Annotated in this window: 23 protein-coding genes; 14 read left to right on the top strand and 9 right to left on the bottom strand. The window is 70.0% G+C overall.

Features of this window, described 5'->3' with window-relative positions; translation table 11 throughout:
- Positions 1-8: 8 nt before the first annotated feature.
- On the bottom strand, positions 9-356 hold the full coding sequence (locus tag IEX05_RS11080) for a hypothetical protein (RefSeq protein ID WP_188701828.1): 348 nt from the start codon (positions 354-356) through the stop codon (positions 9-11).
- Between the two features lie 102 nt (positions 357-458).
- Between IEX05_RS11080 and dcd the strand changes: the two genes are divergently transcribed.
- The gene (dcd, locus tag IEX05_RS11075; protein ID WP_188701826.1) at positions 459-1,058 is read left to right on the top strand and encodes a dCTP deaminase; all 600 of its coding nucleotides are present in this window, start codon (positions 459-461) and stop codon (positions 1,056-1,058) included.
- Between the two features lie 125 nt (positions 1,059-1,183).
- Positions 1,184-1,492, top strand: a complete 309-nt coding sequence (locus IEX05_RS11070; RefSeq protein ID WP_188701824.1) for a TfoX/Sxy family protein — start codon at positions 1,184-1,186, stop codon at positions 1,490-1,492.
- Here the strand turns inward: IEX05_RS11070 and IEX05_RS11065 are convergent, their stop codons facing one another.
- Positions 1,493-2,257: an alpha/beta fold hydrolase gene (locus tag IEX05_RS11065; RefSeq protein WP_188701822.1), complete on the bottom strand. Its 765-nt coding sequence runs from the start codon at positions 2,255-2,257 to the stop codon at positions 1,493-1,495.
- A gap of 58 nt (positions 2,258-2,315) precedes the next feature.
- Between IEX05_RS11065 and IEX05_RS11060 the strand changes: the two genes are divergently transcribed.
- Together IEX05_RS11060 and IEX05_RS11055 are read left to right on the top strand one after the other, a co-directional pair.
- Positions 2,316-3,098, top strand: a complete 783-nt coding sequence (locus IEX05_RS11060) for a siderophore-interacting protein (protein WP_188701820.1) — start codon at positions 2,316-2,318, stop codon at positions 3,096-3,098.
- A 44-nt stretch (positions 3,099-3,142) separates the two neighbouring features.
- Complete coding sequence (locus tag IEX05_RS11055; protein ID WP_188701819.1) at positions 3,143-3,964, top strand: PhzF family phenazine biosynthesis protein; 822 nt, start codon at positions 3,143-3,145, stop codon at positions 3,962-3,964.
- Between the two features lie 6 nt (positions 3,965-3,970).
- Here IEX05_RS11055 and IEX05_RS11050 read toward each other — a convergent pair whose 3' ends face one another.
- Positions 3,971-5,341, bottom strand: coding sequence for an LLM class flavin-dependent oxidoreductase (locus IEX05_RS11050; protein ID WP_188701817.1), 1,371 nt, complete (start codon positions 5,339-5,341; stop codon positions 3,971-3,973).
- 87 nt (positions 5,342-5,428) lie between these two features.
- On the opposite strand from IEX05_RS11050, the gene IEX05_RS11045 reads away from it, so the two are divergent.
- The 4 genes from IEX05_RS11045 to IEX05_RS11030 all read left to right on the top strand — a co-directional run bounded on the left by IEX05_RS11045 (position 5,429) and on the right by IEX05_RS11030 (position 10,443).
- A complete protein-coding gene (locus IEX05_RS11045) occupies positions 5,429-5,818 on the top strand; it encodes a CidA/LrgA family protein (RefSeq protein WP_188701815.1) in 390 nt (129 codons plus the stop codon).
- The gene (locus IEX05_RS11040) at positions 5,815-6,486 is read left to right on the top strand and encodes an LrgB family protein (RefSeq protein WP_188701813.1); all 672 of its coding nucleotides are present in this window, start codon (positions 5,815-5,817) and stop codon (positions 6,484-6,486) included. The genes IEX05_RS11045 and IEX05_RS11040 overlap by 4 nt, the downstream gene beginning before the upstream one ends.
- Positions 6,487-6,565: 79 nt before the next feature.
- Entirely contained in the window at positions 6,566-7,510 is a 945-nt protein-coding gene (locus tag IEX05_RS11035; protein WP_188701811.1) for an aldo/keto reductase, read from the top strand.
- Positions 7,507-10,443, top strand: a complete 2,937-nt coding sequence (locus tag IEX05_RS11030) for a glycoside hydrolase family 2 TIM barrel-domain containing protein (protein ID WP_188701809.1) — start codon at positions 7,507-7,509, stop codon at positions 10,441-10,443. Before IEX05_RS11035 ends, IEX05_RS11030 begins: the two co-directional genes overlap by 4 nt.
- Before the next feature lie 302 nt (positions 10,444-10,745).
- Here IEX05_RS11030 and IEX05_RS11025 read toward each other — a convergent pair whose 3' ends face one another.
- Together IEX05_RS11025 and IEX05_RS11020 are read right to left on the bottom strand one after the other, a co-directional pair.
- Entirely contained in the window at positions 10,746-11,423 is a 678-nt protein-coding gene (locus IEX05_RS11025; protein WP_188701807.1) for a FadR/GntR family transcriptional regulator, read from the bottom strand.
- Positions 11,420-12,154, bottom strand: a complete 735-nt coding sequence (locus tag IEX05_RS11020) for an SDR family oxidoreductase (RefSeq protein WP_188701805.1) — start codon at positions 12,152-12,154, stop codon at positions 11,420-11,422. The genes IEX05_RS11025 and IEX05_RS11020 overlap by 4 nt, the downstream gene beginning before the upstream one ends.
- Before the next feature lie 63 nt (positions 12,155-12,217).
- Here IEX05_RS11020 and IEX05_RS11015 point away from each other — a divergent pair, with 63 nt between their 5' ends.
- Complete coding sequence (locus IEX05_RS11015; protein WP_188701803.1) at positions 12,218-12,988, top strand: SDR family NAD(P)-dependent oxidoreductase; 771 nt, start codon at positions 12,218-12,220, stop codon at positions 12,986-12,988.
- 33 nt (positions 12,989-13,021) lie between these two features.
- Positions 13,022-15,538 (top strand): glycosyl hydrolase, encoded by a 2,517-nt coding sequence (locus IEX05_RS11010; protein ID WP_188701801.1) that lies wholly within the window; start codon positions 13,022-13,024, stop codon positions 15,536-15,538.
- Positions 15,539-15,568: 30 nt separating this feature from the next.
- Here the strand turns inward: IEX05_RS11010 and IEX05_RS11005 are convergent, their stop codons facing one another.
- The 3 genes from IEX05_RS11005 to IEX05_RS10995 are packed head-to-tail and all read right to left on the bottom strand — an operon-like array spanning position 15,569 to position 20,146.
- The gene (locus IEX05_RS11005; RefSeq protein ID WP_188701799.1) at positions 15,569-16,906 is read right to left on the bottom strand and encodes a four-carbon acid sugar kinase family protein; all 1,338 of its coding nucleotides are present in this window, start codon (positions 16,904-16,906) and stop codon (positions 15,569-15,571) included.
- Between the two features lie 19 nt (positions 16,907-16,925).
- Positions 16,926-18,179, bottom strand: a complete 1,254-nt coding sequence (locus IEX05_RS11000; protein WP_188701797.1) for a RuBisCO large subunit C-terminal-like domain-containing protein — start codon at positions 18,177-18,179, stop codon at positions 16,926-16,928.
- Positions 18,179-20,146, bottom strand: a complete 1,968-nt coding sequence (locus IEX05_RS10995; RefSeq protein WP_188701796.1) for a glycoside hydrolase family 127 protein — start codon at positions 20,144-20,146, stop codon at positions 18,179-18,181. The genes IEX05_RS11000 and IEX05_RS10995 overlap by 1 nt, the downstream gene beginning before the upstream one ends.
- A gap of 166 nt (positions 20,147-20,312) precedes the next feature.
- Here IEX05_RS10995 and IEX05_RS10990 point away from each other — a divergent pair, with 166 nt between their 5' ends.
- From IEX05_RS10990 to IEX05_RS10975, 4 genes are all read left to right on the top strand, one after another.
- A complete protein-coding gene (locus IEX05_RS10990) occupies positions 20,313-21,644 on the top strand; it encodes an ABC transporter substrate-binding protein (protein ID WP_188701794.1) in 1,332 nt (443 codons plus the stop codon).
- 65 nt (positions 21,645-21,709) lie between these two features.
- Positions 21,710-22,591, top strand: coding sequence for a carbohydrate ABC transporter permease (locus IEX05_RS10985; protein ID WP_188701792.1), 882 nt, complete (start codon positions 21,710-21,712; stop codon positions 22,589-22,591).
- Position 22,592: 1 nt separating this feature from the next.
- Complete coding sequence (locus IEX05_RS10980; RefSeq protein WP_188701790.1) at positions 22,593-23,495, top strand: carbohydrate ABC transporter permease; 903 nt, start codon at positions 22,593-22,595, stop codon at positions 23,493-23,495.
- Between the two features lie 2 nt (positions 23,496-23,497).
- A complete protein-coding gene (locus tag IEX05_RS10975) occupies positions 23,498-24,145 on the top strand; it encodes an aspartate/glutamate racemase family protein (protein WP_188701788.1) in 648 nt (215 codons plus the stop codon).
- A 101-nt stretch (positions 24,146-24,246) separates the two neighbouring features.
- Here IEX05_RS10975 and IEX05_RS10970 read toward each other — a convergent pair whose 3' ends face one another.
- Positions 24,247-25,221, bottom strand: coding sequence for a sugar-binding transcriptional regulator (locus tag IEX05_RS10970; RefSeq protein ID WP_229661264.1), 975 nt, complete (start codon positions 25,219-25,221; stop codon positions 24,247-24,249).
- Positions 25,222-25,379: the final 158 nt, after the last annotated feature.

Genomic DNA, 25,379 nt, shown 5'->3' with positions numbered 1-25,379 from the left:
GAGACTTTTTACGATTGGTGCCAGGTGACGACGCCGTACCAGAGGTTGCGATCATTTGCGCCGACGCCCCGGGCACACGACGACTTCACGTTAGTGCCGCCGCTCTTGATCACGTGTGCCTTCTTGGCGGAGACAGCCTTAGAACAGACCGTAAAGTACGGCGTCGCTCCGGTGCCCCAGAACTTGTCGGAGGCAGTGTAGCCGCCGATTGCCGTGTTTCCGTTGGCAGAGGTGGTCGGGGCCGCGTGAGCGGCGGAACTCGTGGCGACGCTGCCGCCAATGATCAGAGCGGCCGCGAACGCGACGCTGGCGAGCTTCTGCGTGAACTTCTTCTTTGTATGGGTCTGGGTAGTCATCGTATTTCCTTTCGTTCTCGTCAGTGCGTAGCCAGGATTGCGAACCCGCAGGCGGAAGTCAACCGTGCGGTGCTTTCGGAGTGGCGCCCGTAGAATCATTACGTGCTGCTCTCCGACCGCGATATTCATGCCGAGCTCGATGCCGAACGGATCGGTCTGGATCCGCTTGATCGCGCGATGGTGCAGCCGTCGAGCGTCGACGTTCGCATCGACCGCTACTTCCGGTTGTTCAGCAACCACAAGTACCCGTTCATCGACCCGGCGGAGGATCAGCCCGATCTGACGCATCTCATCGAGGTCGAGCCCGACGAGGCGTTCGTGCTGCACCCCGGCGAGTTCGTGCTCGCGAGCACGTTCGAGAAGGTCACGCTGCCCGACGACGTCGCCGCGCGCCTCGAGGGCAAGTCATCGCTCGGCCGCCTGGGCCTGCTGACGCACTCGACGGCGGGCTTCATCGATCCCGGATTCTCGGGTCACGTGACGCTCGAGCTGTCGAACATGGCGACCCTGCCGATCAAGCTGTGGCCGGGCATGAAGATCGGCCAGCTCTGCTTCTTCCGCCTCTCGTCGGCGGCCGAGAAGACTTACGGCGCGTACGGCAACCGCTATCAGGGCCAGCGCGGCCCGACCGCGAGCCGCTCGCACCTGCGCTTCGCCCGCGCCGACGTCTCGACGACCGACGCCGGCTCGGCGGGGGAGTAACCTCGCCCGTCGCTGTTCCGGTCGCCGCCTCCTACCTGGCGGCCACTCGGTTCCGGTCGCCCAATCTGCTGTTCCCCGGCGCGAGGAAGCACAGATTGCGCGACCGGAACGCGGATAATGGGGGCATGGCCTACAATCCCGAGATTGCCGATCGCGTGCGCGCGATCATGGAGGTCATGGGTGACGTCGACGAGAAGCGCATGATGGGCTCGCTCGCGTTCATGGTGAACGGCAAGATGGCCGTCGGCGTCTCGGGCGACGAGGTGTTCTTCCCGATGGGCGGAGGCGAGGCGCTCGAGCTCGCCCTGCAGCAGGGCGCCCATCGCCTCGCGCTCGCGAGCGGGCGCTCGGTGCCATTCGCGGCGCTGACGGATCCGGACGACGACCTGCTCGCCGACTGGATCGGCGACGCGGTCGCCCGCGCGCTCGGCTGATCAGCGGATCCGCGCGCGCAGTTCGCGAGCCGTGCCCGCCGGATCCATGCCGTGGTCGCGCGACTCGGGAACGATGACGAGCTCCGACTCGCGCATCGCCGCGTGCAGCAATTCGCACGCGCGGACGAGGGCGGGGAAGGTGGGCTCTCCGCGCAGGATCGTCGCGGGCACGTCGAGCATCGCGGGCGTCGGCGTCGAGAGGGCCCGCGTGAGCGCCGCGTCGTACACGACCGATTGCGCGAGCGGCACGAGCGAGGCGAACGCCGGGCTGGTGCGGATCTGCTCGATGACGGGCTCGGGAAGCCCCACCGCCTCGCGCTGGAACGTCACGACGGCGTCGCCGCCGCGCTCGTCGTCGACGAGGCTCTGAAGCCGCTCGGGCAGGTGCGGATCCGGAAGGCCCTCACCGAAGAGGAACGGGGGCTCGGAGAGGAACAGCTGGGCGGTGACGCCGCGCGCGGCCGCGAACAGGGCCAGAACCGCTCCCGAGGAATGCCCGAGAACGGCGGCGGCGCCGGTGGCGCCGACCACGGCCGCGACGTCCTCCGCCTCCCGCTCGGGCGTGTAGGCGGCCGCGTCGGCGCTCTCGCCGCGCGCACGGCGATCCATCACGACGCCCTGGAGGCCGACGTCCGCCAGCGCGAGCGCGAGGGGTCGTGCGGCGGCAGCGGTCGACAAGGCTCCGCCGACGATGACCACCGGCGTGCCCTCGCCGATCGTGTCGAAGGCAATCGACGTTCCGTCGTCGGATGTGACGTGATCCATATCGTCAGGGTAGGGCGAAGCCCTCTTCTTAGGCTAGCCTTACTTCGAAGAGGGAAACATGTCGAACATCGCCGTCACCCACGCGGGATCCGGGCTCGTGCACGCCGAGGTGACGCGCCGTGAGCGCGTCACGCCGAACATGGTGCGCGTCACGCTCGGGGGAGAGGACCTGAGGCGCTTCGAGTTCCGCGGCTTCGACCAGTGGTTCCGCCTCGCGCTGCCCGTCACCGCCGACGCCGACCTGGCGCGCATGCCCCACACCTTCGGCGTCGGTGGATACCTGACGTACCTGCGGATCCCGAAGGGCAAGCGCCCCGTGGTGCGCAACTACACGGTGCGCGACTTCCGCGGCGACGAACTCGACATCGACTTCGTCGCACACGGAACCGACGGCGTCGCGGGCCCGTGGGCCGCTCGCGCCGAGCCCGGCGACCGGGTCGCCTTCATCGACCAGGGGTGCGGCTGGCTCGGAAAGCCCGCCGACTCGAACCTCATCGTCGCCGACGAGAGCGCCCTCCCCGCCGCTCTCGGGATCCTGCGCGACATGCCGAGAGACGCCACGGGGCACGCGATCATCGAGCTCTTCGACGAGCGCGACCGGCAAGAGGTCGACGCCCCCGCGGGGATGACGGTGCACTGGCTGACGCGCGATGGCGACCCCGGAGCGGCCGCCCTGCCGGCTCTCCGTGAACTCGCGTTCACGGGCGTGCCCTACGCCTTCGCGGTGGGGGAACAGGCGCTCGCCGCGGGCGCGCGGCGGCACCTCGTGAAGGAACGCGGCGTGCCGAAGGAGCTCGTGACGTTCTCGGGGTACTGGGGCAAGGGGCGCGCCGCGGCGTGAGGGGACCCCGCCGCGTCGCAGCGGAGACTTGCTAGCGTCGAGCTATGACGCTCCCCTTCCGCCAGGTCGATGTGTTCAGCTCCGAGCCGCTGCTCGGCAACCCCGTCGCCGTCGTGCACGACGCCGACGGCCTGACAGACGACCAGATGGCCGCCTTCGCCCGCTGGACCAATCTCTCCGAGACGACCTTCCTGCTCTCGCCGACGGATCCCGCGGCCGATTACCGCCTGCGCATCTTCACGCCCGGCGGCGAGTTGCCCTTCGCGGGGCACCCAACGCTCGGATCCGCGCACGCGTGGCTCGAGGCGGGCGGATCGGCCGACGAGACCCTCGTGCAGGAGTGCGGCGTCGGGCTCGTCACGGTCCGGCGCGGCACGGACGGGCTCGCGTTCTGCGCGCCGCCGCGGATCCGGCAGGGTGCCGTCGACGAGGCGCTCATCGCGGAGACCGCCGCGGCTCTCGGGGTCGCGCGCGCCGACATCGTCGATGCGGAATGGTGCGACAACGGGCCGGGCTGGCTCGGGATCCAGCTCGCCGACGCCGGGGCCGTGCTCGCGCTGCGGCCCGATCAGGCGGCGTTGCCGGCTAATGTAGGCGCCGTCGGCACGTACTCGGACGGCGAGTGCGCGATCGAGGTTCGGGTGTTCTGCCGCCCGGAGCAGGGGATCCTCGAAGATCCCGTCACCGGATCCCTCAACGCCGCCCTCGGGCAGTGGCTTGCCGGCACAAAGCTGCCGAACGACTATGTCGCGAGCCAGGGCACGGCTCTCGGCCGTCGCGGCCGAGTTCGCGTCAGCCGCGTCGGCGACGAGGTGTGGGTCGGCGGCGCGACGAACACCACGATCGCGGGCGAGGTGGGTCTCTAGGCCCGGTTACGCCCCGTACTTGTACCGCGCCGCGCGGTGCGTCGGCTTCACGCGGTCGCCCGCACCCGACAGCTTGTTGCGCAGCGTGCCGGGGGCATACTCCGTGGGGTACGCGCCCCGTTCGCGCAGCACCGGGATGACGTGCTCGATGACGTCCTCCCACGTCTCGTGCGCGACGGCGTAGGCGAGGTTGAAGCCGTCGATGTCGGTCTCCCGCTGCCAGCGCTGCAGCTCGTCGGCGATCTGCTCGCCGGATCCGACGATCGTGGGGCCGAGGCCACCGATCGCGTTCTTGCGGGCGAGGTCGCCGACGGTCCACTCGCGCCCCAGGTCGGCCTCCTCCTGCAGGTGCTGCAGCGTCGACTGGATCGCGTTCGACTTGACGTTGCCGAGCGGCTCGTTCCAGTCGTACTGCGAGAGGTCGACGCCCATCCAGCCGGAGGTGAACACGAGCGCGCCCTCGGTCGAGGCGTACTGGTCGTACTCGGCCTTCTTCGCGAGCGCCTCCTCCTCCGTCGCACCGGTGACGATCGTGATAAGCGTGTAGATCTTCGCGTCGTAGCGATCGCGCCCGGCGCTCTCGAGGCCGTCGCGGATCCGCTTCACGGTGTTCGCCAACACCTCCGTCGACGGCGCCGCGACGAAGATCGCCTCGGCGTTGCCTGCGGCGAAGGCGACCCCGCGCGGCGACGCGCCCGCCTGGTAGATCACGGGGGTGCGCTGGGGTGACGGCTCGGAGATGTGGATCCCCGGCACGTCGAACCACTTGCCGTGGTGGCCGATCTCGTGCACCTTCGACGGATCCGTGAAGACGCCCGACTCGCGGTCCTCGATGACCGCGTCGTCCTCCCACGATCCCTCCCACAGCTTGTAGAGCACCTCGAGGTACTCGTCGGCGTGGTCGTAGCGCTCGTCGTGCTCCATCTGATCCTCGGCGCCCATGTTCCGGGCCGCGCTCGGCAGGTATCCCGTCACCACGTTCCACCCGATGCGGCCGTTCGTGAGGTGGTCGAGGGTGGTCAGGCGCCGGGCGAAGGGGTACGGGTGCTCGAAGGCGGTGCCCGCCGTGATGCCGAAGCCGAGGTTTTCCGTGACGGCGGCCATGGCGCTCGTGAGCAGAATGGGGTCGTTCACCGGAACCTGGGCGCCGTTGCGCAGGGCGGCCTCGTTCGTGCCGCCGTACACGTCGTAGGTGCCCAGCACATCGGCGATGAACAGGCCGTCGAAGATGCCCGACTCGAGCAGCTTCGCGAGGTCGGTCCAGTAGCTGATCGTGTTGTACTCGCGCGAGCGGTCGCGCGGGTGACGCCACATGCCCGAGGACTGGTGGGCGACGCAGTTCATGTCGAAGGCGTTGAAGCGGATCTGACGTGTCATGCACTGAGGAAACCGCACCCCGCGCGCGTGCGCAAGATGGTGCGACACGAACAGTCATCCGGGGATATCAGCGGGTAGCGTGAAGAAATGGCGAAGGAGGGAAAGCCCGCGCTCGGGCAGGTGCCGCGGTGGCTGTTCGGGCTCGGCGTGATCGTCGCCTTCGCCGCGCTCGGCACGCTCGTACAGGCGCTCACGGCGCTGCCCATTCCCGGGTCGACGCTCGGAATGATCGCGCTGCTGGTGCTGCTGGCGACGCCGCTGCGCGGCTGGCTCACTCGCGTCGTGGCGCCCGCCGCCGACTCGCTCATCGCCGTCCTCCCGCTCCTGCTCGTGCCACTGTCGGTCGGGGTGATCGGATCCTTCGGCGAACTCGCCGAGCAGGCCCGCGCGATCGTCGCGGCCCTCGTGGCCGGCTGGCTCGCCACCTTTCTCACGGCGGCCCTCGTCGCCGATCGGCTGATGCGGCGTCGGTCGTGATCTGGGCGCTCGCTCTCACCCTGCTCGTCTGGGGAGGCGCCTCGTGGCTCGCTCGCTTCGGCCGCGGCACGCTCAACCCCGTGCTGGTGAGCACCATCGTCATCGGGGCCGTGCTCGTGATCGGGCGGATCCCGCTGGCGAGCTACGAGGAGGGGGCGGCGCCCCTGACGGCGCTCCTCGGCCCGGCCGTCGTCGCGCTCGCCTTCGCGATCGACCGGGGAGCCCGCCGCCTGGGACGACGCCTAATGGCCGTCGCCATCGCCGGGACGATCGCGACGATCGTCGGCGCGGCGGTGACCGTCGTCGTCGCCTGGGCGCTGGGCGCATCGGGCGAGCTCCTGCGGATCCTCGCCCCGAAACACGCGACGAGCGCCGTCTCGGCGGCGGTCGCCGAGGTGCTCGGCGTCGACGCCTCGCTCGCCGCCGTGTTCTCGATCCTCACCGGGATCCTCGGCGCCGTCGCGGGGCCGCCGCTGCTGCGGCTTATGCGGCTGCGGGATCCGGTCGCGGGCGGCTTCGCGATCGGGCTGTCCGCGCACGCGATCGGGACGGCGCGGGCGATGGAGGAGGGGCCGGCGCTCGGAGGATCCTCGGCACTCGGGCTCGCGCTCGCCTCCCTGCTCGTGCCGCTGGCGATCCTCGGCGCCTCGCTCCTCGGGTGGCTCTGAGGCCCGTTCTGCGCCATAATGAGACAGCATTCGTCCATGTATGAATATGCACACGGGATCGATTCGACGGAGAACTCTCATGACCAGCGCACACATCCCGGGCCTCACCGCCCTCACGCTCGGAACCTCGCCCCTCGGCCGCGACACCGTCCCCGGATCCGCCGCGGAGGATGAGGCGGTCGCCACCGCCATTGCCCTGCTCCGCTCCGGCGACTTCGTCGACACGGCCAACATGTACGCGGGGGGCCGCTCCGAAGAGGTCCTCGGCATCGCGCTGGGCGAGCTGGGCGCCGAGGAGCGCGAGGAGGCGGCGAACCGGATCATCACGAAGGTCGACCGCGACCTCGAGACGGGCGTGCTCGACGGCGATCGGGTGCGCCGCTCGTACGAGGAGAGCCTCACGCGCCTCGGCCTCGACCGCGTGCGCTACCTGCACCTGCACGACCCCTACCTCACGCCGTTCGCCGAGGCGAGCGGGGCCGGCGGATCCATCGAGGCGATGGTCTCGCTGCGCGAGGAGGGCCTGACCGACGTCATCGGCATCGCGGCCGGCCGTGTGCCCGTCGTCGCCCAGTACGTCGCGACCGGCGCCTTCGACCTGCTCCTCCTGCACAACCGCCTCACGCTCGTCGACCAGAGCGCGACCGGGCTCATGACCGAGGCGAAGGACCGCGGGATGACGGTGTTCAACGCCGCGCCCTTCGGCGGCGACCTGCTCGCGAAGGGCTCCGTCGCCGGCACGTCCTACGCGTACCGGCCCGTCAGCGACGAGCTGCGCGCATGGACCGCGCGCGCCGAAGAGGTCGTCGCCCGCCACGGCGTGCCCCTGGCCGCCGTCGCGCTGCAGTTCTCGCTGCGTTCCGAGCTCGTCGACTCGACCGTCGTCGGCATCAGTTCGCCCGCCCGCCTGGACGAGGCGCGCGCGCTCGCCGCGTGGGCGATTCCGGACGCCGTCTGGGGCGAGATCGAGGAACTCGGCGCCGCGCCGACCCCGGTGCACGACGAGCGGGAACCCGTGCTGTGACGAACTATTGGGAATCCTTCGCCCCCGGCGAGGGCAGGCGCCCGCCGCGCGCGGACGCCGTGACCGATGCCCGCACCATCAGCCTGAACGGCGTGTGGGCGTTCCGGCTCTCGCCGACCGCGCACGGCACGGGAGACGCGTTCATCGCCGACGACTTCGATCCGGCGGGCTGGGACGCGATGCCCGTGCCGAGCCACTGGGTCCTCGAGGAGTTCACGCCGCTCGCGGGCGGCGAGGCCCGGTCGATGCGAGGCACCGGCGAGGGGCCGCTGTACACGAACACCGCGTACCCGATTCCGATCGACCCGCCCTTCGTTCCCCACGAGAACCCGACGGGCGACTACCGGCTCGAGTTCGACGTTCCCGCCGACTTCGGCGATGCCGTGCTGCGCTTCCAGGGCGTCGACTCATGCGCGAAGGTGTGGCTGAACGGGACGGAGCTCGGGTGGTCCATGGGATCCCGCCTGCCCTTCGAGTTCGATGCGCCCGTGCGGCCCGGCCGCAACGTGCTCGCCGTGCGCGTGCACCGATTCTCCTCGGGCACCTACCTCGAAGACCAGGACATGTGGTGGCTGCCCGGCATCTTCCGCGACGTCGAGCTGATCGAGCGCCCGCGGGTCGCCATTGACGACCACTTCGTGCACGCCGACTATGACCATGTGACCGGCACCGGCACGCTGCGGGTCGACGCCTCGACGCCGTCCGAGGTCTCGATCCCCGAGCTCGGGATCCGGATCGCCGCCGGCGAGAGCTGGTCGGGATCCGTGGATCCGTGGAGCGCGGAGAGCCCCCGGCTCTACCGCGGAACGCTCGCCTCGGAGGGCGAGACGATCTCGCTCGCCGTCGGTTTCCGCCGCGTGTCCATCGACGACGGCGTCTTCCGCGTCAACGGCCGCCCCGTGAAGCTGCGCGGCGTGAACCGCCACGAGCATCACTCCGACCACGGCCGCACCCTCTCGCTCGACGACATGCGCCGCGACATCGAACTGATGAAGCGCGCGAACGTCGACGCCGTGCGCACGGCCCACTACCCTCCGCACCCGGACTTCCTGCGGCTCTGCGACGAGTACGGATTGTGGGTGCTGCTCGAGAACGACCTCGAGACCCACGGCTTCATCTACGAGGGGTGGGAGAACAATCCTCCCGCGCTACCCGAGTGGCGCGAGGCGATCATGGATCGGATGCGTCGCACGCTCGAGCGCGACAAGAACCACCCGAGCATCGTGATCTGGTCGATGGCGAACGAGTCGATGACGGGCGACGGGTTCGCGGAGATGCGCGCGTGGATCGACGAGCGCGACGGATCCCGGCCCGTCATCTACGAGCGCGACCCCTCCTACCGCGACAGCGACTTCTACTCGGTCATGTACCCCTCCCTCGAGGTGCTCGAACAGATCGGGCGCCGGGAGGAACCCGGCTCGCGCAAGGTCGGCATGCACGGCATGGAGTTCGATTCGTCGTCCTCGGAGCCGGATCCCTTCGACGAGCGCCGCCGCGGCCTGCCGTTCCTGCTGATCGAGTACGCGCACGCGATGGGCAACGGGCCGGGCTCGCTCAGCGACTATTGGGAGATCATGGCGAAGCACGACCGCATCTGCGGCGGATTCGTGTGGGAGTGGATCGATCACGGCTTCCGCGGCCCCGAGGGCGGTTACCTGCACGGCGCCGACATCGACTACGAACCCAACGGCGGCCGGTTCAACCTCGACGGCCTCGTGTTCTCCGACCGCACCCCGTCGCCCGCGATCCACGAACTCGCGAAGGCATATGCCCCGATCGGAATTCGGGTCACCCCGGAGGAGATCGAGGTCTCGAACACCCGCCACTCGCGAGGCACCGATGACCTATCGTTCCGCTGGTCGTGGACGAGCGGGGCGCGCGTCGTCGCCTCCGGGTCCTTCGAGCTCGCGGTTGACGCGGGATCCTCGGCGGCCCTTCCGGCCCCCGCACACCCGGAGGGCGAGGACCTCGTGCTCACGGTCGAGGCGGTGCTTGCCTCGGACGAGCTGTGGGCGCGGGCGGGTCACGAGGTGGCGTGGGGACAGTACGTGGCGCCGCCCGCCGCGCCGGAGCCGCTCGGGACGACCCCGCCCGCCCGGGAGGCGGCGGATCCGGGCGCCTCCCGCGGGTCCCGGATCCGCCTCGGCGACGCCGTCTTCGAGGACGGGCGGCTCGTGAGGCTCGGTGGCATCGACATCACGGGGCCCGTGCTCGACCTGCACCGTGCACCCACCGAGAACGACCACGGCCAGGGCGGCAACAACAACCTCGCCAGGATGTGGGAGCAGGTGGGCCAGAACCGGCTCATCGACCGCATCTCGTCCGTCGACATCGACGGCGACGCGCTCGTCGTGCGCGGACGCGCGGGGGCCGCGACCCGCAACCACGCGGCCGAGTGGGAGATGCGCTGGCGCGGCACTGGCGGATCCTTGGAACTCACCACGACGGTCGACTTCGTCGGCCCTTGGGGAGACACCCCCTACCAGCACCACGACGTGTGGATCCCGCGGATCGGGCTCCTGTTCTCCCTGGGATCCGCCGACTCCGCGACGTGGTTCGGTCGGGGGCCCGAGGAGACATATGCCGATTCACGTATGGGCTCGAGGGTGGGCGTGTGGACGCGATCCGTCGACGACATGCAGACGCCGTACGAGGTGCCGCAGGAGAACGGCAATCACGTCGACACACGGTGGCTGGAGATCGGCGGGCTGCGCGTGAGCGGTGACTTCGACTTCACCGCGCGCCGCTGGACCTCCCACGACCTCGAACGGGCCGCGCACCGCCGCGAGCTCACCGACTCGGGCCGCGTCTGGCTGAACATCGACTACGCGCAGATGGGCATCGGATCCGCCTCCGTCGGCCCCGCGCTGCCGGAAAAGTACCGCGTCCCCCGCGAGCACACGAGCTGGACGGTGCGCCTCAGCGCGCCCTGACCACGCACGAGACTCGGAAAAATCACGAAACTCGGAGGATCTGCGCGGATCCCTCCGATTCTCGTGATTTGTCCGACTTTCGTGGCGGGGCCGCGCGCGCCGCGCACGAGGCTCGGAGAAATCACGAAACTCGGATCCCTGGGCTGTGAGGATCCGATTCTCGTGATTATTCCGAGTCTGGTGACCCCGGGGGTGGCGTTGTGCGAGGCGCGGACTCGGCGGGTGTTGTCGGGTGTTGCGCACGAGGCTCGGAGAAATCACGGAACTCGGATCCCTGGGGCGTGAGGATCCGATTCTCGTGATTATTCCGACACTCGGGCACTGGCGGAGTCGGCGGCGGTGCGGGTGATGATCTCGCGGGAGGTTCGGGCGGCGGCGTCGGGGGCTCCGGCGAGGATCCGCTCGGCGAGCTCGGCGTGGAGGGAGACGTCGTGCGGATCCGCGTGGGCGACGGAGGCGGCGCGTTCGCGCAGCGCCTCCGTGATGACGTCGGCGAGGCGGACGAACATGTCATTGCCCGAGGCGACGAGCACCGCACGGTGGAACTGCGCGTCGCGCTCGCCGAAGCTCTCGGGGTTGGCGGAGGACAGGAGCTCGGCGGCGGACGCGAGCTCGGCGAAGGGATCCGCGTCCCCCGCTGGGCCCCGCCGCGCAGCGAGGCGCGCGGCCTCCGGTTCGATCGCGATGCGCAGCTCGAGCAGCTGGCGCACCTGTTCCTCTCGTCGCGGCGAGGCGAGGTTCCAGCGGATGACGCGCGGATCGAGGGTGTTCCAGGCGGGCGCTGCCTGCACCACGAGGCCGACCCTCTTCACGGGGCGCACCATCCCGAGCGTCTCGAGAACGCGCGCGGCCTCGCGCACGACGCTGCGGGACGCGCCCGTGGATTCCTCGATCTCCTGCGCCGTGAACACGGGAGGGGCGGTGCCGGCGCAGATTGCGAGCCCGACGCTGTCGAGCACCCGTTCGAAGAGACCGGTCACGCCCGCGACACGCCCCTCTTCACGGGCGTCACCACGAGCTCGTTGATGCACACCTCGGGCGGCGACATGACGACGAACTCGACGGCGTCGGCGACGTTGTCGGCCGTCATCATGTGGCTGCGCGCCTCGGCGTCGGGCACGTGCGGACGCATCGCGAGGAATTCGCTGTCGACATCCCCGGGGCAGAGGTGGCAGGCGCGGATGCCGTTGACGTTCTCCTCGTCGTTGAGCGATTCGGCGAGGTTCCCCACCGCGGTCTTCGACGCCCCGTACGCGACGCCCGACATCGCGCCGAATCGCCAGCCGGCGAACGACGACACGAACACGACGGTTCCTCCGCCGCGCTCGCGCATGCCGGGCAGCACCGCGTGGGCGATGTTGAGGCAGCCCGTGAGGTTCGTGCCGACGATCGCCTCGAAGCTCTCGGGCGTGAGATCCGCCCAGCCGCGGTTCGGGGCGTTGAGGCCGGCGGAGGCGACGACATCCGTGACGGCGCCGAGCTCCGCGCGGATCCGCTCGTGCGCCTCGCGCACGGCGGCGGAGTCCGTGACGTCGAGCGGCACGGCGATGGCGGATCCGCCCGCGGCAGCGATCTCGTCGCGCACGGTCTCGAGCGCCTCAGCGCGGCGGCCGGAGAGCGCGACGGCGAAGCCGCGACGCGCGAGCCGCAGGGCGCTCGCGCGTCCCATGCCGCTGCCGGATCCGGTCACCCACACCACGCGCTGAGTCATGTATAAAGTATGCATTAATCGGTCGCGCACGGCGACCGCTCCCGCGATCGAAGGAGAACGCACATGAACATCGACCTCGCCGGACGCGTCGTCGTCGTCACGGGGGCCGCCCGCGGCATCGGCCGCGAGATCGCCGAGACCTTCGCGCGCGAGGGCGCGATCACGGTGGGGCTCGACCTGCGGATCCCGAACGACGCCCCCGACGGAATCGACTGGCGCGTCGCCGATATCACCGATCTCGAGGCCGTCACGCGCGTCATCGACGGGGTCGTCGCCGATCATGGCTCGCTCGACGTCGTCGTCAACAACGCGGGCGTCAACGCCCCGGGGACCGTCGAGGCGATCGACCCGGCGCTGTGGGATCTGGCGTTCGACGTCAACGTGCGCGGCACCTTCAACGTCTGCCGCGCCGCGATCCCGCACATGAAAGCCCGGCGCGCGGGGCGGATCCTCAACGCCGCGAGCTTCGCGGCGATCGTGCCGAGCATCGCGTCGGCCGCCTACTCCGCCTCGAAGGCGGCCGTCGTGTCGTTCACCCGCGTGCTCGCCGGCGAGCTCGGCCCGTGGAACATCACCGTCAACGCCTACGCGCCGGGGATGGTGCCGACCGCGATGAACGGCTTCGCCGAGATGAGCCCGGAGGATCAGGCGGAGCGCCTCGGCACGCTCTCGCTGCGGCGCTGGGAGGAGCCGGCGGACGTGGCAAACCTCATTCTCTTCCTCGCGAGCGACCTCGCCGGATACATCACGGGAACCCTGCACGACGTGTCGGGCGGGAAGCTCGCCACCCAGGCGCCGTGGCAGGCGTACGAGCTGCCGGATGCGCCGCGATAGGGTGTCGCTGAAACGATTCGAAGCGAGGATCCCGTGACGACGACGTCCGACCTGTCCGCCCTGTTCCGCACCCCGCCGCGCGAGGCGGCGCCGATGATGCGCTGGTGGTGGTTCGGACCCGCGCAGACCCCGGAACGGATCCGCCGCGAGCTCACCGCGATGCGCGACGCCGGGCTCCGTGGCGCCGAGGTCTCCTTCGTCTACCCGATGGCGGAGGAGGGGGATCCCTTCCTCAGCGAGCCGTTCCTGGCGAATCTCCGCCACGCCGGCGAGGTGGCGGACGAGCTCGGCCTGCGCCTCGACGTGACCCTCGGTAGCGGTTGGTCCTACGGCGGGCCCCACATCGGTCCCGAGCACGCGGCGCGCACCCTGCACTGGGAACGCTTCGAGATCGCGCCGGGCGCGCGGACGATCCCGCTCCCCGCGGCCGTGCCCGGCGACGAGCTCGTGGCGGCCTACCTCGGCGACGGATCCATCCAGGAGATCCCCGACGACGTGCGGCTCCTCGAGTGGGACGGGCGCGGCGTGCGGATCCCCGACGGGACCGGGCCGCGCGTGGTGCTGCTCGCGGTCTCCCGGCTGACGGGTCAGAACGTCAAGCGGGCCGCGCGCGGAAGCGAGGGTCCCGTGCTCGACCACTACTCGGCGGCGGCGATCCGACACCACATCGAGGTGGTCGCTGAGCCGCTGGTCGAAGCGGTCGCGAACATCGGCTCGGTGTTCTGCGACAGCCTCGAGGTGTATCACGGCGACTGGACGCCCCGCTTTCCCGAGGAGTTCGAGGCGCGCCGCGGCTACCCGCTGCTGCTCGAGCTGTGGCGGCTTGTTGTCGAGGGACCGGGGAGCGCCCGCCTCCGCGCCGACCTGGGGCAGACCCGCACGGAGCTCTACGAGGACGGCTTCCTGAAGCCGCTTCGCGCGTGGGCCGCCTCGAAGAGCGTTCCGCTGCGCGTGCAGGGCTACGGAGAGCCGCCCGCGGCCGTCAGCAGCTACCGCTTCGTCGACCAGATCGAGGGCGAGGGCTGGGGCTGGCGCGACGTCACCCAGAGCCGGTGGGCGTCGTCGGGTGCGCGCATCTGCGGTGCCGCGGTGGTCTCGTCCGAGACGTGGACGTGGAATCACTCGCCGTCGTTCCGCTCGACGCCGCTCGATCTCGCGGGCGAGATGCACGAGCACATCCTGTGCGGCATCAACCAGTTCTTCGGGCACGGCTGGCCGTCGACGCCCGTCGCCGGGCCGGGCCTCGGCAACGTCTTCTACGCGGCGGCGGCGCTCGACGAGCGAAACGCGTGGTGGCCGATCGCGCCGGAGCTGTGGCGCTACGCCGCCCGCCTGTCGTGGATCATGCGTCAGGGGCACCGCGTCGCCCGGGTCGGGCTCTACGCCCCGACCCGCGACATCGACGCCGCCCGCGACGGCCTCGACCTGTCCCGCCGCACCCGCGACTGGATCGGCCCCGTCATCCCCGGCGCGATCCGCGACGCGGGGCACGACTACGACCTCTTCGACGACGCGTCGACCGCGCTCCTCGATCCCGGCGCCTTCGACGCGATCGTGCTCCCCCGCGCGAGCGACGTGCCCGCGGCGGCGTGGATCCGTCGCGCCCGCGAGTCGGGCGCGATCGTGATCGCGATCGACCACGCGCCAGGAGGCGACGGCGAACGCTCCTCGGGGCTCGTCGACGTCGTGATCGGGGAGGACGCGCTGCGGGGCGTGCTCGAGCAGCGCCTGGCGTCCGAGCACCCCTTCGCGGTGCCGGAGGAGCACCGCGCCGCCGTCGGCGTGACCCACCGCCGCCTCGACGGCGCCGACGCGTTCTTCGTCGCGAACACGGCGGCGACGCCGGCGACGATCGCGTTCGCGCCGAGCACGACGCACGCGGCGTGGTCGCTCGCGGATCCGCGGACGGGCGAGATCCGCGCGATCGACGCGGGGCCGCTCGACCTTGCGCCCTATCAGGCGGTCGTGATCCTCGGCGGGGTGCCGGCGGAGGAGCGTCGCGAACCGGCCGGCACGCGCGAGGTGCGCCCGCGGGGATGGACGGTGACGTTCCCCGACGCCGAGCCGGCCGCCGTGGACATCCCGCACCGCTGGGAGGACTCCCGCGCGGGCTACTCGGGCTCGGCGACGTATCGCTCGGGCTTCACCCTCGATCGCGCCTCCGCCGCCGTGCTCGACCTCGGCGAATCCGCGCCGATCCCGAGCGAGATCGCCGACCGCGGGATCCGCGGACCGTCGTTCCGGGCGAAGATCACCTCCCCGATCGGCGTCGCCGCGGAGGTCTTCGTCAACGGGCGGCGGGCCGGATCCGTGTGGTCGGCGCCCTACCGGGTCGAGCTCGGCGCGCTCGCCGCGGGCGAGCACGAGCTCGAGATCGTCGTGCACAACACGACGGCGAACCGCCTCGCCGCGGACGAGCACCTCCCGGCCGTCGCCGCCGCGGCGGAGCGGGCCCACGGTCGCCGCTTCCGGATCCAGGATCTCGACCTTGCGCTCGAGGGCGTCGAGTCGGGCCTCCTGCGGGAACCGGTGGTGCTGGTCGAGGCCTGACTCTTCCCCTCCTCGAGGGAACGCGATGAATCAGAGGGCCCGGATGGCCTCGAAGAGGTCGTCGTCGCCGACCTGACCTCCCTTGAGCAGCAGCTCGATGCCGTCGACCTCGGGGGAATCCGCGTGCGCCCTCAGGAGCACGACGTTGGCCCACGGGTTCGCGGCGATCGAGAGCGAGGTCACGCCCAGCAGGCCGGTGACCCGGCTCGACGTATCACCGCCTGCGATGATGACGCGCCGCGTGTGCGGCAGCGCGGCACGGACCGCCTCGGCGCTCGCCTCCGCGACCGCCGCGAGCACGTTGTCCATGCCGTGGGCATCCGCATCGTCCGAAGTGAGCACCACGCTGCGCCCGGCCGCGAGTGCCGCGACGACGTCATCGAGCGGCCCCCGGGCGAGTGAGAGGGGGCGCACGAGCCAACCGGACGCCGCGGCGTGATCGGCCTGCCGGCGGGTCGCCGCCGATCGGCTACCCGAGACGACGAGCACGGGCCCCGTCTCGGATCCGCGGGCGGGGATCGGATCCACCTCCCGCGGATCCGAGATCGCCACCGCATGGCTGAGGCCGCCGGATCCGATCGCGAAGACCGGGCGCGGGAGGCTCTGGAGTGCCTCGCCCACAACGCGCAGGTGGCCCTCGTCGAGCGCGTCGAGCACGAGCCCCGCGGCGCCGGACTCGCGGATCCGCGCGGCGAGCGGGTGATCTTCATCTTCGGAAGTGGCCCCATTCTGCGGAGCGGTACCGGGGGTGGGATCCGAAGTTCGGGCCCGAACCCGCAGTTCGGGTTCGCCGGGGAGGGGGTACTGAGTGAACGGCAGGCCCGCGAGGGGCAGGGAGGTCTGCCGGCGCAGGTGCTCCACGAGGTCGGACTCGTGCATGGGCGTCGAGGGGTGCCGCGACATCGTCGGCTGCCGGTCGAGCCGGTACACCGTGCCGCGTTCGGCGGCGAAATGATTGCCGAACGCGGTGTAGCGGCCGAAGTCGGGCTGCGCGAAGAGGATCGGCGCGACCCCGGCGAAGCGCTCCCGCGCCACCTCGAGCACCCGGCCGAGGCTCCCCACGGTGGGCGAGGAATCGGCGGTCGAGCACGCCTTGTACTGCACGATGTCGGGATCCACCGACAGCAGCAGGTCGAGCGCGGGGCCGACCTCGGCCTCGATCGCGTCGGTCGGGAGCGAGCGTGCGACGCCCGCGATGCCGACGACGTCGTTCGTCGCGGCGGCGGCCGCAAGCTCCGCCTCGGACGGCCGGCCCACGAAGAGCCGGGCCGTCCACCCGCGCCTCGCGAACTGCAGCAGCACGTCGACGCTTCCGGTGAAGTCGTCGCCGTAGAAGGCGACGCGGGGGCGCGCGGAATCCTCGGGCATACCGTTCACGATAGGGCTCCTACGCCCGCACCTTCCCGAAGCGTTCGGCCGCGCGGCGCAACGCCGCCGACGATGCATAGGCCTCGTCGATGCTCTCGCCGCATTCGGCCGAGGCCCACGCCTCGCGCATGCTTGCGACGCCGCCGGCGGGGCCGTCGGGGTGGCCGTGGATGCCGCCGCCGGAGAGCACGAGCAGGTCAGAGGTGCCCGTGGCGGCGTAGGTGTCGTGCGCGAGGCCCGCCCACTGCCCGCTCGAGAGCACGGGGATCGTCTGCGTCGTGCCGAGCAGCGGCGTGCGCACGTCGGAGATCGCCGTGAGCACCTGCTCGTCCGACTCGTAGAACTTGTTGCTGATGCCGTTCGTGTGCAGGTGGTCGGCGCCGGACAGCCGCGCGAGCTTCTGCCAGGCGCGGAACGCGATGCCGACCTGGTTGCTGCGGCCGATGGATCCGAACATCGCCCGGTGGCCGTGGATCGGCACCTGGGAGCGGCGGGAGATGTACTCGAGCCCCGAGAGCCCGATCATGTTGATGCACGTCATGATGCAGGTGCCGCCGGCGGCGACGACGAGGTCGTGGTTCGCTTCGAGGCGGTCGATGTCGTCGGTGATGTTGAACGCGTACATCGGCATCTTGCCCGTGCGGTCGGCGTGCTTCTTCAGTACGGGCATGACGGCGTTCACGCGCGCCTCGAGCGGCGAATGGGGGCCATTGCCCTGCAGCTCGTCGTCCTTGATGAAGTCGATGCCCGCCGTCGCGAGCTCGTCGACGACCTCGGCGAGCTCGTGCGGCGCGAGCCCGATGCTCGGCTTGATGATCGTGCCGAGGAGCACCCCCGTGGGCGCGTTCATCAGATCGCGGGTTCCGGCGAGCCCGAACTTCGGGCCGGGATAGCGCACGGCGAACTCGGCGGGCAGGTCGAGGTCGACGAGGCGGATCGCCGCGAGCTCCTTGATCTCGAAGAGGTTGCCCGCGACGGCGGCCAGCAGGTTGGGGATCGACGGGCCGAAGTTATCGAGCGGGAAGCGGATCACGAGCCGCGCGCGGCGGCGCTGGGCGGGATCCCCGACGGAGCCGGGCAGGGGGGAAGAGCCCGTGAGCGGCAGCTCCTCGAGGCTCGCGACCTGCGCCGCGAAGCGGGCGCGGAGGTCATCGGTCTCGCGCTCGACGCGCACGAAGGTGCCCGTCGACTGCTCGCCCGCGAGGATCTCGGCGGCCTGCTGCAGCGGCAGCGAGGTCTCGATCTCGTATGTGGCGTGGACGTAAGAACTCATCACCACACCACCGGAAGCCAGACCGACATCTCGCCGGCGCCGCGGTTCGCCCACGCGTAATACGGGATCAGCCGCACGGGCGCGGATCCGAGCTCGTCCTGCTCGACGGTCTCGTAGAGCCCGTCGGATCCGGACAGCGGCAACACGGCGGCCTCGGTGTCGAGGGCGAGCAGGCGCGTGTTCTGGATCTCGGTCCACGCGGGCGCGAAGCTCGCGCCGCGGCGGAGCGCGACCTGCTCCAGGCGCACCCCGTCCGGGATGTCCATGCTCTCGATCGCGTAGACGACGGGGCCGCGCTGCACGGCGACCTGACCCGTGAGCTCCTCGGCGAGGCGGTGGCCGCGGATCATGCGCGTCGGCATCGGCAGATCGAGAACGATCACGTCGCCCTCGGCCCACTCGCGCTCGAGGCGCGTGTAGCTCGACGGATCCGAGACGGCGACGGCCTCGCCGTTGACCGTCAGCGTCGCGCCCTCGGACCAGCCGGGGATGCGCAGGTGCAGGGGGAGGGATCCGCTCGCGGCCGTCACCGTGAAGGCGATGCGACTGTCCCACGGGTAGTCGCTGTCCTCGCGCAGCGCGAGGCGCGCATCACCCGCGGCGACGTCGATCTCGCTGCCGCCGTACTGGTGCACGAACAGGCCCTCGGCGGAGGTGGAGGCGATGCGGGTGTGGAAGCTCGCGAGCGTGCGCGCGATGTTAGGCGGGCAGCAGTAGCAGGACATGAACTCCTCGCGCAGCCGCTCGTCGGACGGCGGCGGGGCGGGGACGTTCAGCTGTCCGGTGTCGCCGGGGCGGCGCAGCGCGAAGGGGAGATCGCGCACCTGGCGCAGGGCGTTCGTGTAGAAGTACGTGCCGCCGTCGAGGCCGATGCTGGCGAGCAGCACGTTGTAGGCGATCCGCTCGATGACGTCGGCGTACTTCGCCTCGCCCGTCAGGGCCAGCATGCGCTCGCTCCAGAAGATCATGCCGATGTTGGCGCACGACTCGGCGTGCGCGGTCGTGTTGGGCAGCTGGTACGCGTAGCCGTATGCCTGGTGGATGCGGCTGATCTCGCCCTGCCACTGGTGGCCGTAGGGCGAGGCGCCGTCGTAGAGCGCACCGCAGCCGCCCGTGAGGTACAGCTTCGTGTCGACGACGTCGTGCCACAGGCGCTCGAGGACGGCGTGCAGCTGCGCGTCGCCGGTTTCGAGGACGAGGTCGGCGAGGCCGGCGTAGAGGTAGTTGGCGCGCACGGCGTGGCCGGCGACGACGAGCTGGTCGCGCACGGCGAGGCGATCCTGGTTGTCGTCGCCGCCCTCGTCGAACTCGTCGCGCACGCGGACGAAGGCCTCCGCGAGCTCCAGGTATTGGCGGTCGCGTGTGACGCGGTACAGGTCGAGAACGGCCATGTAGTGCGAGGGGCAGATGGCGCTCCGCGCGAGTTCGAGCGGCTTGTCGTTCGCGAGGTGGGAGAGGAATCGCGCGGCGCCCTTGGCGCTGTCGAGGAGCGACTCGCTGCCCGTGACCTCGTAGTGGCGCACGCCCGCCGTGATGAGGTGGCCGAGGTTGTAGGTCTCGAAGTTGAAGCGGTCCGCGAGCGCGGTGACCTCTTCGCCATTGATCTGCGAGATCGCGGTGGGGGTGTGCACGTAGCCGTCTTCGCGCTGCACCTTCGCGATCAGGCCCGCGAGGTACTCGATGCGTTCCGCCAGCTCGGGATCGGGCGTCGTCTCGAGCGAGTCGATCGCCGCCTCCATCCACTTGTACAGGTCGCCGTCCATGAAGGGAGGGCCGAGGTGCACGCCCTCCTTCTCGCCCGTCGCGATGAGGAAGTTCAGCAGGCCCTGGCTGACCTCGGGGTCGGCAAGGGATCCCCACTGCTGCGGGATGGTGGTCTCGAGCGTGCGAGCGTGGATGCCGCCCCAGAAGCCGCCGGCCCAGCGGGCGCTGGCGGCGGAAACGGGAGCGAGGTGCGCGGAAGGCATGGCGTGCGGATCCTTTCGGGATTCGAACCCCGAGACGGCTGTGTGACGGGGGTGCATATCTCGATTCAGTCACAAGATGCATAAAATTTCAACCCCGTGTGTTGACACAGCGCGCAATTTTTCCTACTGTTCTGGCGTACCCCCCCACCTCGTCAAGGAGGACGACATGATCATTCACAGCACCTCGCGCCGCTGGGCCCTCGCGGGCTTCGCCGCGCTGACCGTCACCGCCCTCGCCGGATGCGCGGGCGGCGACGGTGGCTCGACCGGCGGATCCGCCAGCGGAGCCGGTGGCGGAGATGAGCCGGAGAAGTTCACCGTCCTCACCGCCAACGAGAACCAGGCGCTCGAGGACCAGCTGCAGATGCTTGCCGATGGGCCCTGCGCCGAGGAGAACGCGGCGATGCCGATCGAGCACCAGAAGACGGCCCAGGCCGACACGACCCAGAAGGTCACGCTGCTCGCCAGCCAGAACGCGCTGCCGCAGCACTTCATCGCCGGAACCGACATGGTGCGCCCCACGGGTGACCTCGGCGCGGGCGGCCTGGTCGCCGACTACAAGGAGGTGCTGGGCGACGGGTTCAGCAACATCCTCCCCGCCGCGGCGTCGACCGTCGAGAACGTCTACGGCCAGATGGTTTCGCTGCCGTACCAGTACAACCTCGAGGGCATCTGGTACAACAAGGCGATCTTCGAGGAGGTCGGCATCGAAGAGCCCCAGACCTATGACGAGCTCCTCGCCGCGGCCGACGCGCTCGAGGCCGCCGGCTACCAGCCCCTCACGACGGCGGGCGCGGACGGCTGGCCGATGACGCGCCTGATGGGCATGTACATCTTCCGCAACGTCGGCCCCGACGCCATGGCCAAGGTCAAGGACGGCTCGGCCAAGCTCACGGATCCCGAGTACGTCGAGGGCGCCGCCGCGCTGCAGGACCTCGCAACCTCGGGCTACTTTGGCACCGGCTTCCAGACGATGGACGGCGGCACGTCGACGGCCCAGTTCCTCACGGGCAAGGCCGCGATGAAGTACGACGGCTCGTGGCTGCTGAGCAACATCAACGACCCCTCGCAGAACGAGATCGGCGAAGAGAACATCGGCTTCATGCCGTTCCCCGCCGTCGACGGCGGCGCGGGCAGCATCGACCAGTGGGCCGCGAACGCCGGCGCCGCGATGGCCGCGAACGCGAAGACGATGGGCCCGAAGACCGAGGCCTGGTTCGGCTGCATCGCCGAGAACTACGGCAAGCAGGCGCTCGAGACCTCCGGCATCGTCTCCGGCTTCCAGGTCAACGGCGAGGTCGCCGACGTCGCCCCCGTGACCAAGATGGTCCAGGAGAAGGTCGCCGACATCGATGAGACCGTGCTGTGGTTCGAGGCCCTGTTCGACGCGAAGACTGGCTCGCTCGCCTCGACGAACGGCAGCCTCCTCGTCTCGGGCGACATGAGCCCCGAGGACTACATGGCGGCGCTCCAGGCCAGCGTCGAAGCCGCACAGTAATCCGTATGGGGCGCCGGCCCTCCGCAGGGAGGGCCGGCGCCCCACGTATCCGAAAAGGGGTCGCGATGTCACGCGTCTTCGGGGACCGCAAGACCGTCCTCATCCTGCTCGTGCCCGTGCTGGCGGTGTACGTCCTGCTGAAGGTCGTACCGGTGCTCTGGTCGCTCGGGCTGTCGTTGTTCCAGGGAAATCTGCTTCGCGGCTTCACGTTCGTCGGTTTCGAGAACTTCGCGACCTTCTTCACCGACAAGGCGGCGCTCCACGCGCTGTGGGTGACGATCATGTTCGCCGTCATCATGACGGCCGCACAGGTCACCGTCGGATACCTCCTCGCGCTGCTGTACGTCTTCGTGCTGCGCAAGGGGAGCGCGTTCATCCGCACCGTCGTGTTCTTCCCGATGGTGCTCCCGACCGTCGCGGTGTCGATGCTCTTCAAGAGCCTCGTTGCCGTCGGCGACAACCAGGGCCCCGTCAACGACATCATCAACCTCTTCGGCGGCGAGAGCGTCGAGTTCCTCGCCACCACGTGGGGCACCATGCTCATCGCGATTCTCATGACACTGTGGACGTCGATGGGCTTCTACGCCGTGCTGCTGTTCACGGGTCTCATCGACATTCCCGACGAAGTCATCGAATCGGCGCGCATCGACGGAGCGAGTGGCCTGCGCCTCGTCCGGCACATCATCCTGCCGCTCTCGGCACCGATCCTGCTGTCGTCCGTGATCTTCAGCTTCAACGCGACGCTCAAGGTGTTCGACAGCCTGCTCGCCCTCAACAACGGCGGCCCGGGAACCTCGACGTCGCCGCTGACCCTGTACATGTACCGCACCGCGTTCGAATACGCCGAGTACGGGTACGGATCCACGATCGCGGTCATTCTCACCCTGCTCTGCATGGTGTTCACGCTCGCGGTGTTCCGTTCCTCGTCGAAGCGCACGGAGGACTGACATGAGCGCCACACAGACCCTCATCCAGGCCAAGGCACCGTCTCGCAAGGTGCCCTCGAAGCGCGGCCGCGCCGTCAAGCGCGCGCTCAGGCGGATCCCCGTGTGGATCGCCGTCGCGCTCCTGCTCATCGTGGTGATGTACCCGATGCTCTGGATGGTCCTCGGATCGTTCAAGACCCAGGGCGAATTCTTCGCGAACCCGACGTGGGCCCTTCCCGAGAGCTTCAACCTCGCCAACTACATCGAGGCGTTCACGCGCGGCAACATCCTCGTGAACTACCGCAACAGCCTCATCGTGACGATCCCGTCCGTGGTGCTGATCGTCTTCCTCGGTGTCGCGGCCGGATACGCGCTCGAGGTGATGATCTGGAAGGGGCGGCGCCAGACGCTGCTGCTCATCATGGCGGGCATCATGGTCCCCGGCCAGATGATCCTCGTGCCGCTGTTCACGACCTACTTCAAGCTCGGCATCACCGACAGCCTGTGGCCGCTGATCCTCACCTACACGGCGATGGGCATCCCGCTGACCACCTTCCTCATGGCGGCCTACTTCCGCGCCGTGCCGCGCGAGATGTTCGAGGCGGCGACGATGGACGGCTCGAGCCCGCTGCGCTCGTTCTTTATCATCGGTCTCCCCATGATGAAGAACGCCATGCTCACGATCGGGCTCGTCCAGTTCTTCAGCGTGTTCAACGACCTGCTGATCGCGCTGACGTTCACCACCCGTCCCGAGCTCGCGACGATCCAGGTCGGCCTGCTGAGCCTGTCCGACCAGTACGGTGGAACGAACTACGGCGCGCTGTTCGCGTCGGTCAGCATCAACATCATCGCGCTGCTGATCGTGTTCATCTTCCTCAACAAGAAGATCATGGCGGGCATGGCCGCCGGATCCGTGAAGGGCTAAACATGACTCGAATCGCATTCCTGCACACCGGTGCGGTCGTGATCCCCCCGGTCATGGCGCTCGCGGGCGAGCTGCTGCCGGACGCGACGCCCGTCAACTATCTGGACGACAAGATCGTCGCGGACCTCCGCGACCCGGAGCTGTCCGGATCCGTCGAGGGGCGGCTCGAGAACCTCGTTCGGGCCGCGAAGGACGGCGGGGCCGAGCTCGTCATGCTCACCTGCTCGTCGATCTCGCAGCTCGCAGGGCCCCTCTCGGAGCGGGTCGGGATTTCGGTGCTGCGCATCGACGAGGCGATGGCGGACATCGCCGTCGCGACCGGGCCCCGCATCGCCGTGATCGCCACGCTGCCGACGACCTCCGAGCCGACGACGGCGCTGATTCGCGAGCGAGCGGAGCTCGCCGGCAGGGATCCGCAGATCTCGAGCGAGGTGGTCGACGGCGCCTTCGCGGCGGTCGCGAGCGGCGACCGCGACACCCACGACCGCCTCGTCGTCGCGGCGATCGAGCGGTGGGCCGGCGAGGTCGACGTGATCGTCCTCGCCCAGGCCTCCATGGCCTCGGCCGCCGAGGCCGCGTCGGTCGACGTGCCGGTGCTCACGAGCCTCCGCCCGGGCATCGAGCGGCTGGGGCAGACGCTCGCCGCATAAGCTCCGCTCGGGCGCGCCCGTGGTCCTCCCCTGACCGCGCGGCGCGCCCGAGCGGTTTCCGCGCCTCGCGCGGCACCGCTCGCGGGTCGCCCGCGCGCCCCTCAGGAAGCGATCAGCGCCTCAGCGGTGTGCACGTCGGTGATGAGGGTAGTGATCCACTTGCCCTCGAGCGCACCGCGGATCGCGTCGCGTTTGCGCGGGCCGCCCGCGAGACCGACCCGGCGGGGGATCCGCAGGAGGTCGTCGGTCTGGATCGCGATGATGCGATCGTCGTGGTCGCCGTGCACGAGCTCGCCGTCTGTGCGGAAGATGCGGTGGCAGATGTCGCCGGCGGCGCCCGCCTCGGCGAGCTTCTGGATCTCCTCCGCCGAGAAGGCATTGCCGCTGGTCGCGAGCACGGCCGACGGCTCGATGCTGCCGATGCCCATGATCGCGACCGTGAGATCCTGCCAGTGCCGCGTGATCTCCTGCATGGGTGCCTCCTGCATGAGGCTTTCGTAGATCTCTCGCGTCGCGACGATCCCGGGCGCCGGCACGTACACCGCCTCCGCCCCGATCATGCGGGCGAACTCGCCGAGGATCCGGTTCGAGTGGCTCTGCGCCTCGGGTGCGCCCATGCCGCCCAGCAGCTGCACGACCTCCTCGGCGCCGCGCGGGTTGAGCGGCCGCATGCGGTCGACCATCGCGAGCACGGTCTGGCTCCACGATGAGACGCCGATGCGGTCGCGGCCCGAGAACGACGCCTCGAGGTAGCCCGCGGCCCCGGCCCCGATCGACGCCAGGATGTCCTGCTCGCTCGCGTCGGGGTCGACGTCGACGACGACCGCCTCGTTGAGGCCGTATCGCTTCTCGATCTCCTCCTCGAGCTCGGCGTAGACGCCGGGCACCGCGGTGACGATCGTGCGGATGATCCCCGCCTGTTCGGCGCGCTTCAGGAGGCGCGAGACCTTCGCCTGTGAGATGCTCAATTGGCGCGCGATCTCGGCCTGACGCAGACCGTGTTCGTGGTACATGCGGGCGATCTTGGTCATCAGTCGCGTCTGGCCGTCGGCTTGGCGGATCGAGCTCTGGGGCACGGTGGTCTCCGTTTCTCCTTCTCGGGCACCATCGGCGGCGCGCGGGTCGGGAGTGAATCTTTATTCAGAGCCTATCGCGGACGGTCGATGTTCGAATGCGATCGGTTCAATTGTTCGGCATGTGGGTCGCCGATACGGTCGGCTGGGCGCGGTCTCGC

Origin of the sequence: Microbacterium nanhaiense (assembly GCF_014646015.1) — a bacterium.
GTDB classification, from domain to species: Bacteria; Actinomycetota; Actinomycetes; order Actinomycetales; family Microbacteriaceae; genus Microbacterium; species Microbacterium nanhaiense.
The sequence above is the reverse complement of the archived record's forward strand: the minus strand, read 5'-3'. Positions and strand labels throughout refer to the sequence as shown.

Excerpts from the sequence above, each read along its gene's own strand:
- IEX05_RS11080 (WP_188701828.1), bottom strand. The coding sequence starts at position 356 with ATGACTACCCAGACCCATACAAAGAAGAAGTTCACGCAGAAGCTCGCC.
- IEX05_RS11070 (WP_188701824.1), top strand. The coding sequence starts at position 1,184 with ATGGCCTACAATCCCGAGATTGCCGATCGCGTGCGCGCGATCATGGAG.
- IEX05_RS11065 (WP_188701822.1), bottom strand. The coding sequence starts at position 2,257 with ATGGATCACGTCACATCCGACGACGGAACGTCGATTGCCTTCGACACG.
- IEX05_RS11060 (WP_188701820.1), top strand. The coding sequence starts at position 2,316 with ATGTCGAACATCGCCGTCACCCACGCGGGATCCGGGCTCGTGCACGCC.
- IEX05_RS11055 (WP_188701819.1), top strand. The coding sequence starts at position 3,143 with ATGACGCTCCCCTTCCGCCAGGTCGATGTGTTCAGCTCCGAGCCGCTG.
- IEX05_RS11050 (WP_188701817.1), bottom strand. The coding sequence starts at position 5,341 with ATGACACGTCAGATCCGCTTCAACGCCTTCGACATGAACTGCGTCGCC.
- IEX05_RS11045 (WP_188701815.1), top strand. The coding sequence starts at position 5,429 with ATGGCGAAGGAGGGAAAGCCCGCGCTCGGGCAGGTGCCGCGGTGGCTG.
- IEX05_RS11035 (WP_188701811.1), top strand. The coding sequence starts at position 6,566 with ATGACCAGCGCACACATCCCGGGCCTCACCGCCCTCACGCTCGGAACC.
- IEX05_RS11020 (WP_188701805.1), bottom strand. The coding sequence starts at position 12,154 with ATGACTCAGCGCGTGGTGTGGGTGACCGGATCCGGCAGCGGCATGGGA.
- IEX05_RS11015 (WP_188701803.1), top strand. The coding sequence starts at position 12,218 with ATGAACATCGACCTCGCCGGACGCGTCGTCGTCGTCACGGGGGCCGCC.
- IEX05_RS11005 (WP_188701799.1), bottom strand. The coding sequence starts at position 16,906 with ATGCCCGAGGATTCCGCGCGCCCCCGCGTCGCCTTCTACGGCGACGAC.
- IEX05_RS11000 (WP_188701797.1), bottom strand. The coding sequence starts at position 18,179 with ATGAGTTCTTACGTCCACGCCACATACGAGATCGAGACCTCGCTGCCG.
- IEX05_RS10995 (WP_188701796.1), bottom strand. The coding sequence starts at position 20,146 with ATGCCTTCCGCGCACCTCGCTCCCGTTTCCGCCGCCAGCGCCCGCTGG.
- IEX05_RS10990 (WP_188701794.1), top strand. The coding sequence starts at position 20,313 with ATGATCATTCACAGCACCTCGCGCCGCTGGGCCCTCGCGGGCTTCGCC.
- IEX05_RS10985 (WP_188701792.1), top strand. The coding sequence starts at position 21,710 with ATGTCACGCGTCTTCGGGGACCGCAAGACCGTCCTCATCCTGCTCGTG.
- IEX05_RS10980 (WP_188701790.1), top strand. The coding sequence starts at position 22,593 with ATGAGCGCCACACAGACCCTCATCCAGGCCAAGGCACCGTCTCGCAAG.
- IEX05_RS10975 (WP_188701788.1), top strand. The coding sequence starts at position 23,498 with ATGACTCGAATCGCATTCCTGCACACCGGTGCGGTCGTGATCCCCCCG.